Consider the following 15318-nt stretch of genomic DNA (forward strand, 5'->3'; position numbering starts at 1 on the left):
CCCGGCTTTCGGTCAGAGGGCGGAGCCTGAAATAGTTCCCCACGATGTTCGACATCCCTAGACTCCCTGTGATGGGGGTAACTCGGGGGACAACTCAGTGGGGCATGGAGTGCCGGAACTCGTACTGGAAACAAACGGACGGACCTGGACGCTCGATGCGTCCCGGCCATACACCCTCGGACGCGATCCGCAGGGGGACATCGTGTTCGACGACGCCAGGGTCTCCTGGCGGCACGCCACGGTCAGCTTCAACGGCCGCGGTTGGGTCATCGAGGACCACGGCAGCACCAACGGCACGTTCGTGGGGGGCCAGAGGATCCAGCAGGTGGAGATCGGCCCCGGCTCGGCCGTCCACCTGGGCAACGCCACCGACGGGCCGCGCCTGAACCTCTCCGCCGCGGTCGCCGCACCGCAGGCACAGCCTCAGCAGCAGCCGTACGCAGCCCAGGGCGCCGGCCCCGGCTGGGCCCAGCAGGCTCAGCGGCAGGCCCAGCAGGCCGGCTGGCAGCAGGAGCCGCGGCAGGCGCCGTCGATCCCCCAGCAGCAGGGCCCCGGTGGCGCGGCGGGGGCGCCGCCGGTCTACGGCGACCGCAGCCCGACCACGTTCCACCAGTTCTCGCTCGGCCGCGTCATGCGCATCGGCCGCGCCCTGGAGAACGACCTGGTCGTCTCCGACCTCCAGGTCTCCCGCAACCACGCGGAGTTCCACGCGACCCCCGACGGCCGCTTCGAGATCCGCGACCTCGGCTCGCACAACGGCACGTACGTCAACGGCCAGCCGATCCCCAAGGGCGGCTCGGCGACGCTCGGCCCGACCGACATCGTCGGCGTCGGCCACTCGACGTTCCGCATCGTCGGCGACCGGCTCGAGGAGTTCGTCGACACCGGTGAGGTGTCCTTCTCCGCCCGCCACCTGACCGTCACGGTCGACGGCGGCAAGCAGATCCTCAAGGACGTGTCCTTCGGCGTCCCGGAGAAGTCGCTGATCGCGGTCATCGGCCCGTCCGGCTCAGGCAAGTCGACCCTGCTCAAGGCGCTCACCGGCTACCGCCCGGCCGACCAGGGCGAGGTCCTCTACGACAACCGCAACCTCTACAAGCAGTTCGCCGAGCTGCGCCAGCGCATCGGTCTGGTCCCGCAGGACGACATCCTGCACAAGGAGCTGACCGTCAAGAAGGCCCTCAAGTACGCGGCCAAGCTGCGCTTCCCGGCCGACACCACGGCTGCCGAGCGCGAGGCCCGCATCGACGAGGTGCTGCGCGAACTGAAGCTGGACATCCACAAGGAGAAGAAGGTCACCTCCCTCTCCGGCGGCCAGCGCAAGCGCGTCTCGGTGGCCCTGGAGCTGCTCACCAAGCCGTCGCTGATCTTCCTGGACGAGCCCACCTCGGGCCTGGACCCGGGCATGGACCGCGACGTGATGCAGCTGCTGCGCGGCCTGGCCGACGACGGCCGCACGGTCCTGGTCGTCACCCACTCCGTGGCCGAACTGGCGATCTGCGACAAGCTGCTGGTGATGGCGCCCGGCGGCGCCGTCGCCTACTTCGGGCCGCCGGAGGAGGCGCTGAACTTCTTCGGCTACGACAGCTGGGCCGACGTCTTCTCCGCCTTCGAGAACTACCGCGACTACGACTGGGCGGGCCGCTGGAAGGGCTCGCAGCACTACCAGATGTACGCCGCGGACATCGACGCCGTCGCCCCGCAGTCCGTACACATGCCTCCGCCGCAGGCGATGAAGCCGCCCAAGCCGCAGGGCTGGGGGTCGCAGCTGCTGACCCTGATCCGGCGGTACGTCTCGGTGATCGCCTCCGACAAGGGCTTCCTGGCGCTGACGGTGATCCTGCCGGCGGTGCTCGGCGCGGTCAGCCTGCTGATCGACCACAACAGGGGCCTGCTGGTCAACCCGGTCAACCCGCGCACCGGCATCCACGTGCCCAACGGCACGGCGACCACGGTGCTGCTGATCCTCGCGGTCGGCGCGTGCTTCGCGGGCGCGGCCAACTCCGTCCGTGAGCTGATCAAGGAACGGGTCATCTACGAGCGCGAGCGTGCGACCGGCCTGTCCCGCTCGGCGTACCTGATGTCCAAGGTGGTCGTGCTCGGCGCGGTCACGGTGCTCCAGGGCCTGATGGTCGGCCTGATCGGCTTCTCCAGCCGCGAGATCCCCGACAAGGGAGTGGTCCTGGGCAACGCGACGCTGGTCGAGCTGTGCCTGCCGATCATGGCGCTGGGCTTCACCTCGATGATGGTCGGCCTGGTCATCTCCTCGCTGGTGAAGACCGCCGAGAAGACCATGCCCCTGCTGGTGATGTTCGCGATCATCCAGGTCGTCTTCACCGGCTGCCTGTTCACGCTGAACGGCACGGTGGGCGTCAACCAGTTCTCGTACCTGATGCCCTCGCGCTGGGCGGTGGGTGTGGCGGGCGCCACGCTGGACTTCAACAACATCGCCCCGAACACCGACGACCCGGGCAAGACCGACCCGCTGTGGAACCACACGGCCACGGCCTGGACCGTCGACATGCTCGCGCTGATAGCGCTCGGCGTGATCTGCGGCTTCCTCGTGGCCCGCTTCCTGCGCCGCCACGAGCCGGAGGTCATGCGCAAGTAGCGGGCGGCGTCGCCGGTCACGGACCCGCGCACGCGAAGGGCGGCACCCCACCGGGGTGCCGCCCTTCCGCGTGTCTCGAAGGCCCGCGCCGGCCTCAGTACGCGCTGTTGACGTTGTCGATCGAGCCGTAGCGGTGCGCGGCGTAGTTCGCCGCGGCCGTGATGTTGGCGACCGGGTCGTAGATGTTCTTCGACGTGCCGGGGACGTGGTACGTGTTGAAGGTCGGGTCGATGACCTGCAGCAGGCCCTTGGACGGGATGCCGTTGACCGCGTTGATGTCCCAGTTGTTGATGGCCATCGGGTTGCCCGAGGACTCCCGCATGATGTTGCGGTGCAGGCCGCTGTAGGAGCCGGGGATGTTGTGCTGCTTCATGATGCCCAGCGCCTGGCGGATCCAGCCGTCCAGGTTGTTGCCGTAGCTGGTGGAGACGGCGACGGTCTGCATCTGCGGACGCTGCGCGGAGCGGCTCGCGGCCTGCTTGGCGTGGCGGGCGGCCTCGGCCTTGTGCTGGGCGGCGGCCTTCTCCTTCGCCGCGGCCTGGGCCTTCTCCTTGGCTACGGCCTGCTTCCTGACATCGATCTGCTGGATCTTGACGCTGGCGCCGGCGAGCTGGTCGGTGACGCTGGCCTTGACCTCCTTGACGGGCGCGGAGGCTATCTGCGCCGGGGCGGCGGAGACGGCGTCGGCCGTGGTCGTCGTCTGCGCCTGGCCGGGGACGGCGGTGAAGGCGAGGGAGGCGGCGCCGAGGGCGGCGACACCGGCGACGGCGATCTTGTGGGTCTTGGTCAGGTCACGACTGGAGCGGGGGAAGCGGAAGTTTGCGGGCATGGCGAAATGGACCTCTTCGAGTAGCGCGGAGGTCGCTCTCCGGACTGCGGGAGGGGGTCCTTCCCACACAAGTGCCGGGGGCGGAAACCCGCGGCGCTGAGCGACGAGAGCAATTCTTAGCGGCCGCAAAATCCGAGGGCAAAGGTGTGACGTACGAAGCCGGATAGTGGATCGGTAACTGACAAAACGGGACAGACAGGGATGTCTGCCCCGTTCATCAAGGGATGGTGTGTCTCCTATGCCCCTTCGTAAGTGATGTGCGCCCTATGTGCGTCCTCACATCGACTGAGAGGTTTCCTCACGGCCAGTTGCCGTCGCAACGCTCTGTGTGAGTGGTTTCCGGAAGGAGGAGGTGCACGTCCCCGAACTCGTGCCACAGGTACCGCCCGGCCCGGGCCTCCTCGTAACCGCGGTCGACCGCCGCCCGCCCCGCCACCGCCTCCAGCATCAGCAGATGCGAGGCCTCCGGCTCGTGCAGCCCCGTCAGCAGCCCGTCGACCACACGCACCCCGCGCTCGGGCGTCACCACCAGGTCCGTCCACCCCGCGGCCGCCCGCACCACCCCGTCCGGCCCGGCCGCGGACTCCACCGCCCGCACCGCCGTCGTGCCCACGGCCACCACCCGTCCGCCGCCCGCCCGGGCCGCCCCGATCAGCCGCGCGGACGCCTCCGGCACCGAGAACCGCTCCGGATACGGCGGCTCGTGCGCCTCCGCCGAGGCGACCCCCGTGTGCAGGGTGATGGGAGCGAACTGCACCCCCCGGCTCACCAGCTCCACCACCAGCCGCGCGGTGAAGGGCCGCGCCGCACTCGGCATCTCCGCGCTGCCCGACCCGTCGGCCGGCGGCACCGCGAACACCGTCTGGTACACGGACAGCGGCTGGTCCCGCTCCGTATAGGAGTAGCGGATCGGCCTGCCGTGCTCGCGCAGCATCCCCAGGACCCCGCCCCCCGGCCCCGAGACCCGGGCCCACCACAACCGCGCGCCACCCTCGCTCAGCGGCTCCTCGAGCACCAGCCGCACACCCCCCGGCAGCCGCACCTCAGTACCCGCGGGCCCGCCCGCTCCTCGCCCGCCACCGTCCTTCCGAGGAGCGCTTCGCGCCCTGCCCGGATCACGCGCGCGCGTGGTCCCCCGCCCGTCCGGATCGCGCAGCTCGACCGCCCACCGCCCGTCGTCCCCCGGCGAGGAGAAGTGCACCACCACGCGCGCGTGCCCGATCCGCCCGTCCACCGCCGCGGCCAGCGTGGGGGAGGTGTTGACCACCAGCACGTCCCCGGCCCGCAGCAGCCCCGGCAGCTGTGCGAAGGCGTGGTGCGACACCTCCGTCCCGCGCGACACCAGCAGCCGTACGTCACCCCGGTCCAGACCCGGCCCGCGCTGCTCCACCGGCACCCGCGCCGACAGCTCCTGCGGCACCCGCACCGCCGGCTTCATCGCGCCTCCAGCAGGGACGGCGCGCTGTAGCGGCCGCTCGCCGGCCGCTCGTCCAGCAGCCGCACGAACGCCGGCACCACGTCCGCGGGCGCGGGACGCGGCGAGTCGTCCTCCGGTACGGCCGCCGCGTACAGGTCGGTGGCCATGTCCCCGGGGTCCACCGCCCACACCCGCAGCCACGGCTCCTCCACGGCCAGCACCGCCGCCAGCTGGTCCAGGGCCGCCTTGGACGCCCCGTAGCCGCCCCACGTCTCGTACGCCTCCTCGGCCGCGTCCGAACTCAGCGTGATCACCGTGCCCTCGGCCGACCCGCGCAGCCACGGCAGCGCCTCCCGCACCAGACCCAGCGCGGCCACCGTGTTCACCTCCAGCGCCCGGCGCAGCCCCTCCAGCGGCAGCTCCGCCAGCCGCCGCAGCGGCTCCGCGCCCAGCGCGCTCGCGTTGTGCACCACCAGGTCCACACCCCCGAACCCGCGCGCCGCCCGCACCAGGGCGGCCCGGTGCCCGGCGTCCGTCACGTCCCCGGGCAGCGCCTCCACCCGCGCCCCGTACCCGGCCACCGCACGCGCCGCCTCCGCCAGCGCCCGCCCGCCCCTCGCGTCGAGCACCAGATCCCAACCCCGCCCGGCCAGGGCCTCGGCCAGCGCCCGCCCCAGCCCCTTCGAAGCCCCCGTGATGATCGCTACCGGCATGACACCCGTTTCCCTCGTCATGACGCCCGCCCCCCTTGGGCCGGGCCGTCGCGTTCCGCCTCGTGATCGGCGTGCCGCCACCGTAGGAACGCGGCGCCCCGCGCCACCTCGGTCGCCGGCCCCGGAACCGCGCGGTCCTTCGCCCTAGGACGACCGGCCGGGGCCGCGGGCCGTAGGCCACCCGGCCGGGACCACCGGCCTAGGACCACAGCCCTGGCCGGCCCCCCCACAGGTCCGATCCGCACTGTCACACCCCGCCGGTACCGTGAGGGCATGAGTCACGGCCCCCGGTCCGGCCTCGCCGCGGTGAGCTCCGCGCTGCTGGCCATGAGCAGACACCTCGAGGTGCGCGACGTCCTCAAGACGATCGTCGCCTCGGCCCGTGAGCTGCTCGGCGCGCAGTACGCCGCCCTCGGCGTCCCGGACGACCACGGCGGCTTCGCCCAGTTCGTGGTCGACGGGGTCAGCGACGAGCAGTGGCGGGCCATCGGCCCCCTCCCGCGCCAGCACGGCATCCTCGCCGCGATGCTGCGCGAGGCCCGGGCCGAGCGCCTCGCCGACGTGCGCACCGACCCCCGCTTCGAGGGCTGGCCCTCCGCCCACCCCGAGCTCTCCGACTTCCTGGGCCTGCCCATCCGCGACGGCGACGAGGTCATCGGCGCCCTCTTCCTCGCGAACAAGGCCTGCGCCAAACCGGAGGGCACCTGCGGCTTCACCGAGGAGGACGAGGAACTGCTCGCGATCCTCGCGCAGCACGCCGCGATCGCCCTCACCAACGCCCGCCTCTACGAGCGCAGCCGCGAGCTCACCATCGCCGAGGAGCGCTCCCGCCTCGCCCACGAACTGCACGACGCGGTGAGCCAGAAGCTGTTCTCCCTGCGCCTGACCGCCCAGGCCGCCGCGGCCCTCGTCGACCGCGACCCCGCGCGCGCCAAGGTCGAGCTCCAGCAGGTCGCCGCCCTCGCCGCCGAGGCCGCCGACGAACTGCGCGCCGCCGTCGTCGAGCTCCGCCCCGCCGCACTCGACGAGGACGGCCTCGTCGCCACCCTGCGCACCCAGATCCAGGTCCTCGACCGCGCCCACACCGCGCGCGTCACCTTCGCCGCCCACGGCTTCCGGGCCCTGCCGGCCGCCCAGGAGGAGGCCCTGCTCCGCGTCGCCCAGGAGGCCCTGCACAACGCCCTGCGGCACGCGGACGCGCGGCACGTCGACGTCGCACTGGACCGTCGCGGCTGCGGCGCCGTCCTGCGCGTCACCGACGACGGCACCGGCTTCGACCCGAGGACGGTACGACGCGCGGGACGCCACCTCGGCCTGGTCTCCATGCGCGACCGGGCGAGCGGGGTCGGCGGCCGGCTCACGGTGGAATCGGCGCCCGGCAAGGGCACCGCGATCGAGATGGAGGTCCCCGGTGGCTGACGCGATCAGGGTGCTGCTCGTCGACGACCACCAGGTCGTCCGCCGGGGTCTGCGCACCTTCCTGGAGGTACAGGACGACATCGAGGTCGTCGGCGAGGCCGCGGACGGCGCCGAGGGCGTCGAGCGGGCCGAGGAGCTGCGGCCCGACGTCGTCCTCATGGACGTCAAGATGCCCGTCATGGACGGCGTCGAGGCGCTGCGCAGGCTCCGCGAACTCGACAACCCCGCGCGCGTGCTGATCGTCACCAGCTTCACCGAGCAGCGCACGGTGGTCCCGGCCCTGCGCGCGGGCGCCGCCGGGTACGTCTACAAGGACGTCGACCCCGACGCCCTCGCCGGCGCCATCCGTTCCGTCCACGCCGGACACATCCTGCTCCAGGCGGAGGTAGCGGGCGCCCTGCTGTCCCAGGAGGAGACCAACTCCGGGCAGGGCCGGGGCACTTCGCTCACCGAGCGGGAGCGCGAGGTGCTCGGCCTGATAGCGGACGGCCGCTCCAACCGCGAGATCGCCCGCGCCCTGGTGCTCTCCGAGAAGACCGTCAAGACGCACGTGTCGAACATCCTCATGAAGCTCGACCTCGCGGACCGCACCCAGGCCGCCCTGTGGGCCGTACGCCACGGCGTGACCGGCTGATCCACCACGCGGCGCCACTCGTGAGGACCCACGGCAACACGGAACGTCCCGCTCCGGACCGAGATTCATACCGTCGTGGGAATGTCACCCGGATGGCGCATCCTCCGCCGCAGCCGGCCGTTCTCCAGTGCGTGCCGCGGCGACTGCCGCGGTGATCCACCAGGAAGGCTGAGAAGTGAAGAACCTCAAGAAGGCAGCGGCCGTGACGATGGTGGCCGGCGGGCTCGTGGCCGCCGCCGCCTCGATGGCCTCCGCCACCGACGGCGCCTGGGCCGGCGGCGCCGCCCAGGGCTCCCCGGGCGTCGCCTCGGGCAACGTCGTCCAGGCCCCCGTCGACATCCCGGTCAACGCCGTCGGCAACAGCGTCAACGTCATCGGCGTCCTGAACCCCGCCTTCGGCAACCTGGGCCTCAACAACTGACGCCCCCGCCCCGGACCCCCGGGGAGGCAGACGCAGCCCGTCCGGCGCTTGAGGACGAGGCCGTCAAGGCCGAAGCGGGGGTCTGGGGGCAGCAGCCCCCGGAACGCCCACACCATTTCAGGGGGCGACGCGGGAGGTCGGGAAGGCCCGGAGGCCCGGGAGGCGGCCGGGGAGACCCGGAGACCCGAGAGGCCGGAGAGAACCGGGAAGGCCCGGGAGACCGGGGAGGCCCGGGAAGGCCCGGAGGCCCGGGAGGCCGGGGAGACCCGGAGGCCCGGGAGACCGGGGAGGCCCGGGAAGGCCCGGAGGCCCGGGAGGCCGGGGAGACCCGGAGACCCGAGAGGCCGGAGAGAACCGGGAAGGCCAGGAGGCCCGGGAGACCGGGGAGGCCAGGAAGGCCCGGAGACCAGGGAGACCCGGAGATCCGGGAGACCCGGAGATCCGGGAGACCCGGAGATCCGGGAGACCGGCGAGGCCGGGAGACCCGAGAGGCCGGAGGGAACCGGGAAGGCCCGGAGACGTGGGGGGACGGGAAGGCCCGGAGGCCGGGGCGGCCCGGAGACCCGGGGCGGGTACCCGGCGAACCCGGGGCACCCGGGAGATCACCGCACCCCTTTCTCCCGCTCCTCCACAACGGAGTTGTACGCCGCGACCTGCGCCCGCCGAGCCGTCCGCTCCACCGGCCGCAGCGCGGCCCCCCGCGCCGCCATCTCGGACGCGCTCACCGCACCCCCGTGCCCGCCCTCGTACGCCAGCGACACCAGCAGTCCCACCCGCTGCGCCATCTCGAGCACCCGGGCCGCCCGCGGCGGATACCCCGGCGCCAGGACGTCCTGCGCGCGCCCGCGCTCCGCCCGCGCCCGGTAGGCGTCGATCGCCGCCTCCGCCACCGGCCCCGACCCCGCCACATCGAGCCGGGACAGCACCTGCGTGGCCTCCCGCAGCGCCTCCGCCAGCTCCCGCTCGGCCTCACCGAGCGACGGCACGTCGGCGGGCGGCGCCTCCCGTACCGGCAGCACGTGCCACACCACCTCGGCGTGCACATCGCCCTCCGGCCCGGCCTCGTACACCTCGGGCACCAGCCCGAGGGCCGCCCCGTGGCACACCACCGCCTCCTCGGCCTGCAGCGCACGCGCGTTGAACTCCGGCGGGCCGCTCAGCCCCAGCGGATGGCCCGGCGCGGGCAGCGCCACCCGCAGCGCGCCCACCCCGAGCGCCCGCAGCCGCCCGAGCGCGAGCGTCAGCCCGACCGGGCCGGACTCGCCGGGCAGGCCCTGCACCCGATGGACGGCGTCGTCACCCACGATGGCGAGCACGGCGTCGTCCGGTGAGACGAGTCCGGACAAAAGGGCGTTTCCCCAAGCGGCGAGGCGTCCAGAGCGCGGTTCCGAGAACATGCCCCCCACCCTAAGGACCGGACCGATGGAACGGCCCGCCCATCTCTTGGCGTAGATTCGTTGAGGGCTGCGCCCACCGGCGTGGCGGACCGAGCCACAGGCGTACGCGACAGCCGAGACCGGCGGCACACTGCAAGGGGAGACAACGCGCTCATGAGCGATGTTCTGGAGCTTCAGGACGTATCCGTGGTCCGCGAGGGCCGGGCTCTGGTGGACCAGGTCTCCTGGTCGGTCAAGGAGGGCGAGCGCTGGGTCATCCTCGGCCCGAACGGCGCCGGCAAGACCACCCTCCTGAACGTCGCTTCCAGCTACCTCTTCCCCAGCAACGGCACCGCCACCATCCTCGGCGAGACCCTCGGCCGCCCCGGCACCGACGTCTTCGAGCTCCGCCCCCGGATCGGCGTCGCCGGCATCGCCCTGGCCGAGAAGCTCCCCAAGCGCCAGACCGTCCTCCAGACCGTGCTCACCGCCGCCTACGGCATGACCGCCGGCTGGCAGGAGGAGTACGAGGACGTCGACGAGCAGCGCGCCCGCGCCTTCCTCGACCGCCTCGGCATGAGCGACTACCTCGACCGCAGGTTCGGCACCCTCTCCGAGGGCGAGCGCAAGCGGACCCTGATCGCCCGCGCCCTGATGACCGACCCCGAGCTGCTCCTGCTCGACGAGCCCGCCGCCGGCCTCGACCTCGGCGGCCGCGAGGACCTGGTCCGCCGCCTCGGCCGGCTCGCCCGCGACCCGATCGCGCCCTCCATGATCATGGTCACCCACCACGTCGAGGAGATCGCCCCCGGCTTCACCCACGTCCTGATGATCCGTCAGGGCAAGGTGCTCGCCGCCGGCCCCCTGGAGCTCGAACTCACCTCCCGCAACCTCTCCCGCTGCTTCGGCCTCCCGCTCGTCGTCGAGCAGGTCGGCGACCGCTGGACCGCCCAGGGTCTGCCGCTCACCTGACCGACCCCTTCGCGCCCTGTCGGTGGCACGACCCGCGGTCCTACCATGACCATGTGAACGACATCGACGCATGGGTGTGGTGGCTCGTCGGCGCGGCCGCGCTCGGAATCCCGCTCGTGGTGACCGCGATGCCGGAGTTCGGCATGTTCGCCGTGGGCGCCGTCGCGGCCGCCGTCGTGGCCGGCTTCGGCTTCGGCGTCGTCGTACAGGTGCTCACCTTCGTCGTGGTCTCGGTCGCCCTGATCGCCGTCGTCCGCCCCATCGCCTACCGGCACAGTCGGCAGAACCCCCAACTGGCCACCGGCATCGACGCGTTGAAGGGCAAACAGGCCGTCGTCCTGGAACGCGTCGACGGCTCCGGCGGCCGCATCAAGCTGGCCGGGGAGATCTGGTCCGCCCGCGCGCTCAACGGCGACCTCAGCTACGAAGTGGGCCAGGAAGTGGACGTCGTCGAGATCGAGGGAGCCACCGCCATCGTCATGTGACCTCGTACGACAGGGACTTGACACGCCCGACGCGAATGGAACCGAACACCCTCCGGGGTGAGCGACGGTCTGTCAGACTCGACAGCAAGATCTTCAACAGCGGTAAGAGCCCATAAGATCTTCCGAAAGCGCCGAGGCGGAGAAGGGGTACGGGGAGCCGACGATGGAACCGGTCATCATCGTCCTGATCATCCTGGTGGTGTTGGTCTTCATCGCCCTGATCAAGACGATCCAAGTCATTCCGCAGGCCAGCGCCGCCATCGTCGAGCGCTTCGGCCGCTACACACGGACGCTGAACGCGGGCCTCAACATCGTCGTCCCGTTCATCGACACCATCCGCAACCGCATCGACCTGCGCGAGCAGGTCGTCCCCTTCCCGCCCCAGCCGGTGATCACCCAGGACAACCTGGTCGTCAACATCGACACCGTCATCTACTACCAGGTGACCGACGCCCGCGCCGCCACCTACGAGGTCGCCAGCTACATCCAGGCCATCGAACAGCTCACCGTCACCACCCTGCGCAACATCATCGGCGGCATGGACCTCGAGCGCACCCTCACCTCACGCGAGGAGATCAACGCGGCCCTGCGCGGCGTCCTCGACGAGGCCACCGGCAAGTGGGGCATCCGCGTCAACCGCGTCGAGCTCAAGGCCATCGAGCCCCCGACCTCCATCCAGGACTCGATGGAGAAGCAGATGCGCGCCGACCGCGACAAGCGCGCCGCCATCCTCCAGGCCGAAGGTGTGCGGCAGTCCGAGATCCTGCGCGCCGAGGGCGAGAAGCAGTCCCAGATCCTGCGCGCCGAAGGTGAGGCGAAGGCCGCCGCACTGCGCGCCGAGGGCGAGGCCCAGGCCGTCCGTACGGTCTTCGAGGCCATCCACGCCGGCGACCCCGACCAGAAGCTCCTGTCCTACCAGTACCTCCAGATGCTCCCGAAGATCGCCGAGGGCGACGCCAACAAGCTCTGGATCGTCCCCAGCGAGATCGGCGACGCCCTCAAGGGCCTGTCCGGCGCCATGGGCAACTTCGGCCCCCTGGGCGGCGGTTCGGGCGGCAACGGCAACTCGACGGCGCCCAGCGTGCCCAGCCAGGAGCGCCGCGAGAAGCCGTCCATCGACTGACGGCCCCGGCGGACGACCGTACGCGGGGAGGGGCCCGTCTCCACAGCGGAGACGGGCCCCTCCCCGTCGGCTCAGCGCCGTACGCACCACTCACCGTCGTACGCGCTCACCTCGTACGCACTCACCGTCGTACGCACTACGCGGCCGACTGCGCCAGCCAGTCCGGAAGCGCCTCGAAGTCCTCGTGCCCCAGAGCCAGCAGCATCGCGTCCGCCGGCGTCGGCTCGAACGGCTCGTGCAGCAGGGGCATGCCCGCCTGCTCCGGAGTCCGGTCCGCCTTGCGGCGATTGTCCTCCGCGCACGAGGCCACCGTGTTCAGCCAGGTGTCCTGCCCGCCCCGCGACCTCGGCACCACGTGGTCCACGGTCGTCGCCCGCCGCCCGCAGTACGCGCACCGGTGCCGGTCGCGCACCAGAACGCCCCGCCTCGACCACGGGGCTTGTCTTCGGAATGGCACCCGTACGTATCTGCACAGCCTGATGACCCTCGGCGCGGGTATGTCCACCGCGGCTCCCCGCATCCGCAGTTCGGGGTGGGCCTGCTCCACGACGGCCTTGGCCTGCAGCACCAGAACGACGGCTCGGTTCAGGGTCACCGTCGACAGCGGCTCGAAGCTCGCGTTCAGCACCAGCGTGTCCCGCATACCAGCCCACCTCCCGTGTGCACCTGCCCACCCCCTGGCGGGCTTGGATCAACTCTGGACGGGCGCGCCGAGATGGACAACGCAATAAAAACTGCCCGCCTCCGATCACTTCCAAGACCAGAGGCGGGCAAACGTTCAATGAACGTCAGTCTGCGCGGCGGACGCCGGCGGGCGGGTCAGCCCTCGGCGGGATTCTCGTACTCACCGATCAGCTGCGCCCGCGCCAGCGTGTGGAACCGCAGGTTGAAACCCACCACCGCGGGAGAGGCGTCCGAGTCCGGCCCCAGCTTCTCCTGGTCGACCGCGTACACCGTGAAGACGTACCGGTGCGGGCCGTCCCCGGGCGGCGGGGCAGCGCCGCCGAAGTCCTTCGTCCCGTAGTCGTTGCGCGCGTGCACGGCGCCCTCGGGCAGTCCCTCGAACTTGCCGCCGCCCGCACCCGCCGGCAGCTCCGTCACCGAGGCAGGGATGTCGAACAGCACCCAGTGCCAGAAGCCGCTGCCGGTCGGCGCGTCCGGGTCGTAGCACGTCACGGCGAAGCTCTTGGTCTCCGGCGGGAAGCCCTCCCAGCTCAGCTGCGGCGAGGTGTTCCCCGCCGCCTGGACCTGAGCCTCCTTGAGCGTCGCCCCCTCCCGGACGTCGTCGCTCGTGACCGTGAACGACGGCACGGGCGGATGGAAGTCGTGGGGGAGCGGCCGCCTCTTGAGCTCGGTCACCTCGGTACCTCCTGATCGGTTACGTACTGCTACCGGTGGTCCCGTACGGAACCACCGGTTCCCGAGCCTAGAACCAACTGCGCTTGCTGCCGACCTCGGCGATCCACTGGTGGAGGTACGCCGCCCAGTCGGTCCCCTGGTAGTCGTGCAGACCCACCTGGAAGGAGCGGTACGTGTCGCTGCCCTCGCTGAACAGACCCGGCTTCTTGTCCATCTCCAGCACCACGTCCATCGCGTGCTCGTCGGCCACGAAGCTCAACTCGACCTGGTTCAGACCCCGGTACTGCGACGGCGGGTAGAACTCGATCTCCTGGTAGAACGGCAGCCGCTGCCGCGTGCCCCGGATGTGGCCGCGCTCCATGTCGGCGCTCTTGAAGCGGAAGCCCAGCTGGATGAACGCGTCCAGGATCGCCTTCTGCGCCGGCAGCGGGTGCACGTTGATCGGGTCGAGGTCCCCGGAGTCGATGGCCCGCGCGATCGCCAGTTCGGTCGTCACCCCGATGTGCATGCCCCGCAGCGACTGCCCGTCGATCATGGTGACCGGCGTCTCCCACGGGATCTCCAGCCCGAACGGCACCGCGTGCACCGCCCCCGCCTGGAGCTCGAAGGCGCCGCCGAGCCGCACCTTGGTGAACTCGATGTTCTGCTTGTACTCCTCGTCGCCGCTCTCCACCTCGACCTTGGCCTGCAGCCCCACCGAGAGACCCTGGATGTCCTGGTTCACGGACCCGCCCTGGATCCGCACCTCGCCCTGGACGACCCCGCCCGGCACCACGTTCACCTCGTGCAGCACCGTCTCCACGGACGCTCCACCCGCCCCGAGGCTCGCGAGCAGCTTCTTGAAGGCCATGACTCTCCCTTTACGTGTGGACCCTTGATCCCTACAAACGCGATACGGCCACCACCGGTTCCGCGCCCACACCCTGACAAGGGGAGGAAACCTTGACCACCCCTTGACACCCACCCGTCTGGACTACGCTCGGACGGCATGATCGCGCCCCCGGACCGTATGCCCCTGCCCCGAGACTTCTTCGACCGCCCCGTCCTGGAGGTCGCCCCCGACCTCCTCGGCCGGATCCTCGTGCGCTCCACCCCCGACGGCCCGATCGCGCTCCGCCTGACGGAGGTCGAGGCCTACGACGGCCCCAACGACCCGGGCTCGCACGCCTACCGCGGCCGTACCACCCGCAACAGCGTGATGTTCGGTCCGCCCGGCCATGTGTACGTCTACTTCACCTATGGCATGTGGCACTGCATGAACCTGGTCTGCGGTCCCGAGGGCCGCGCGAGTGGGGTTCTGCTGCGGGCCGGGGAGATCGTCGAGGGCGCCGAGCTGGCCCGCGTCCGCCGGCTCTCGGCCCGCAACGACAAGGAACTGGCCAAAGGCCCGGCCCGGCTGGCCACCGCCCTCGACGTCGGCCGGGACCTCGACGGCACCGACGCCTGCGCCGCCGGCGACACCCCGGTACGCATCGTGGCCGGCACCCCCGTCCCCTCCCATCAGGTACGCAACGGCCCGCGCACCGGGGTGGCCGGCGAGGGCGGCAACGGCGACGTCCACCCGTGGCGCTTCTGGATCGCCGACGACCCCACGGTGAGCCCGTACCGGGCCCACGCGCCACGCCGCCGCCGAAGTTGACTCGCCTGCCGAAGGTGCGTAATGTGTCCCGAGCCGCTGAACCGGGTACGGCGATCGCCTGCAGCCGGAGCGGCCAACCCACTACCTACTGAAAACCCCAAGCGGGGTCGATTGTGGCGTGTCCGCATGCCCTAATTCGAACTCGCGGAGCCCGATTATGAATCGGCTCGGGAATCGGCTAACGTAGTGAATGTTGAAAGGCCGACGGGCGAAAGCACGAAAGCCGGACGACAAACCCGCCGGCCGGGAATCGGATCGAGAAAGATCTGATAGAGTCGGAAACACCGAAGGGAAGCGCCCGGAGGAAAGCCCGAGAGGGT

At 71.4% G+C, this 15318-nt stretch carries 15 protein-coding genes; 8 read left to right on the forward strand and 7 right to left on the reverse strand.

What is annotated here, in order from left to right:
* The first annotated feature begins 109 nt into the window (after nt 1–109).
* Nucleotides 110–2611, forward strand: a complete 2502-nt coding sequence (locus IE217_RS02755; protein ID WP_190176046.1) for an ABC transporter ATP-binding protein/permease — start codon at nt 110–112, stop codon at nt 2609–2611.
* Between the two features lie 94 nt (nt 2612–2705).
* Here the strand turns inward: IE217_RS02755 and IE217_RS02760 are convergent, their stop codons facing one another.
* From IE217_RS02760 to IE217_RS02770, 3 genes are all read right to left on the reverse strand, one after another.
* Nucleotides 2706–3440, reverse strand: a complete 735-nt coding sequence (locus tag IE217_RS02760) for a transglycosylase SLT domain-containing protein (protein ID WP_190176047.1) — start codon at nt 3438–3440, stop codon at nt 2706–2708.
* A gap of 298 nt (nt 3441–3738) precedes the next feature.
* Nucleotides 3739–4878, reverse strand: coding sequence for an S-adenosylmethionine:tRNA ribosyltransferase-isomerase (locus IE217_RS02765; protein WP_190176048.1), 1140 nt, complete (start codon nt 4876–4878; stop codon nt 3739–3741).
* Nucleotides 4875–5570 (reverse strand): SDR family NAD(P)-dependent oxidoreductase, encoded by a 696-nt coding sequence (locus IE217_RS02770; RefSeq protein ID WP_190176049.1) that lies wholly within the window; start codon nt 5568–5570, stop codon nt 4875–4877. Before IE217_RS02770 ends, IE217_RS02765 begins: the two co-directional genes overlap by 4 nt.
* Before the next feature lie 273 nt (nt 5571–5843).
* On the opposite strand from IE217_RS02770, the gene IE217_RS02775 reads away from it, so the two are divergent.
* The 3 genes from IE217_RS02775 to IE217_RS02785 all read left to right on the forward strand — a co-directional run bounded on the left by IE217_RS02775 (nt 5844) and on the right by IE217_RS02785 (nt 8044).
* The gene (locus tag IE217_RS02775; RefSeq protein ID WP_190176050.1) at nt 5844–6989 is read left to right on the forward strand and encodes a GAF domain-containing sensor histidine kinase; all 1146 of its coding nucleotides are present in this window, start codon (nt 5844–5846) and stop codon (nt 6987–6989) included.
* The gene (locus IE217_RS02780; RefSeq protein ID WP_190176051.1) at nt 6982–7623 is read left to right on the forward strand and encodes a response regulator; all 642 of its coding nucleotides are present in this window, start codon (nt 6982–6984) and stop codon (nt 7621–7623) included. The genes IE217_RS02775 and IE217_RS02780 overlap by 8 nt, the downstream gene beginning before the upstream one ends.
* Before the next feature lie 175 nt (nt 7624–7798).
* A complete protein-coding gene (locus tag IE217_RS02785) occupies nt 7799–8044 on the forward strand; it encodes a chaplin (RefSeq protein WP_190176052.1) in 246 nt (81 codons plus the stop codon).
* A 602-nt stretch (nt 8045–8646) separates the two neighbouring features.
* On the opposite strand, the gene IE217_RS02790 is transcribed toward IE217_RS02785, so the two are convergent.
* Nucleotides 8647–9441, reverse strand: a complete 795-nt coding sequence (locus IE217_RS02790; RefSeq protein ID WP_190176053.1) for an Rv1486c family protein — start codon at nt 9439–9441, stop codon at nt 8647–8649.
* A gap of 153 nt (nt 9442–9594) precedes the next feature.
* Here IE217_RS02790 and IE217_RS02795 point away from each other — a divergent pair, with 153 nt between their 5' ends.
* The 3 genes from IE217_RS02795 to IE217_RS02805 all read left to right on the forward strand — a co-directional run bounded on the left by IE217_RS02795 (nt 9595) and on the right by IE217_RS02805 (nt 12000).
* Nucleotides 9595–10392 (forward strand): ABC transporter ATP-binding protein, encoded by a 798-nt coding sequence (locus tag IE217_RS02795; protein ID WP_190176054.1) that lies wholly within the window; start codon nt 9595–9597, stop codon nt 10390–10392.
* A 53-nt stretch (nt 10393–10445) separates the two neighbouring features.
* Nucleotides 10446–10877, forward strand: a complete 432-nt coding sequence (locus IE217_RS02800) for an NfeD family protein (protein WP_190176055.1) — start codon at nt 10446–10448, stop codon at nt 10875–10877.
* A 163-nt stretch (nt 10878–11040) separates the two neighbouring features.
* A complete protein-coding gene (locus IE217_RS02805; protein ID WP_190176056.1) occupies nt 11041–12000 on the forward strand; it encodes an SPFH domain-containing protein in 960 nt (319 codons plus the stop codon).
* Between the two features lie 136 nt (nt 12001–12136).
* On the opposite strand, the gene IE217_RS02810 is transcribed toward IE217_RS02805, so the two are convergent.
* The 3 genes from IE217_RS02810 to IE217_RS02820 all read right to left on the reverse strand — a co-directional run bounded on the left by IE217_RS02810 (nt 12137) and on the right by IE217_RS02820 (nt 14209).
* Complete coding sequence (locus tag IE217_RS02810) at nt 12137–12643, reverse strand: HNH endonuclease (protein WP_190176057.1); 507 nt, start codon at nt 12641–12643, stop codon at nt 12137–12139.
* Between the two features lie 176 nt (nt 12644–12819).
* Complete coding sequence (locus IE217_RS02815) at nt 12820–13359, reverse strand: YbhB/YbcL family Raf kinase inhibitor-like protein (protein WP_190176058.1); 540 nt, start codon at nt 13357–13359, stop codon at nt 12820–12822.
* Between the two features lie 67 nt (nt 13360–13426).
* Nucleotides 13427–14209, reverse strand: a complete 783-nt coding sequence (locus IE217_RS02820) for a sporulation protein (protein ID WP_190176059.1) — start codon at nt 14207–14209, stop codon at nt 13427–13429.
* Nucleotides 14210–14347: 138 nt separating this feature from the next.
* Between IE217_RS02820 and IE217_RS02825 the strand changes: the two genes are divergently transcribed.
* A complete protein-coding gene (locus IE217_RS02825) occupies nt 14348–14998 on the forward strand; it encodes a DNA-3-methyladenine glycosylase (RefSeq protein ID WP_190176060.1) in 651 nt (216 codons plus the stop codon).
* Nucleotides 14999–15318 lie beyond the last annotated feature (320 nt).

The organism is Streptomyces naganishii JCM 4654 (genome assembly GCF_014650575.1).
GTDB classification, from domain to species: Bacteria; Actinomycetota; Actinomycetes; order Streptomycetales; family Streptomycetaceae; genus Streptomyces; species Streptomyces naganishii.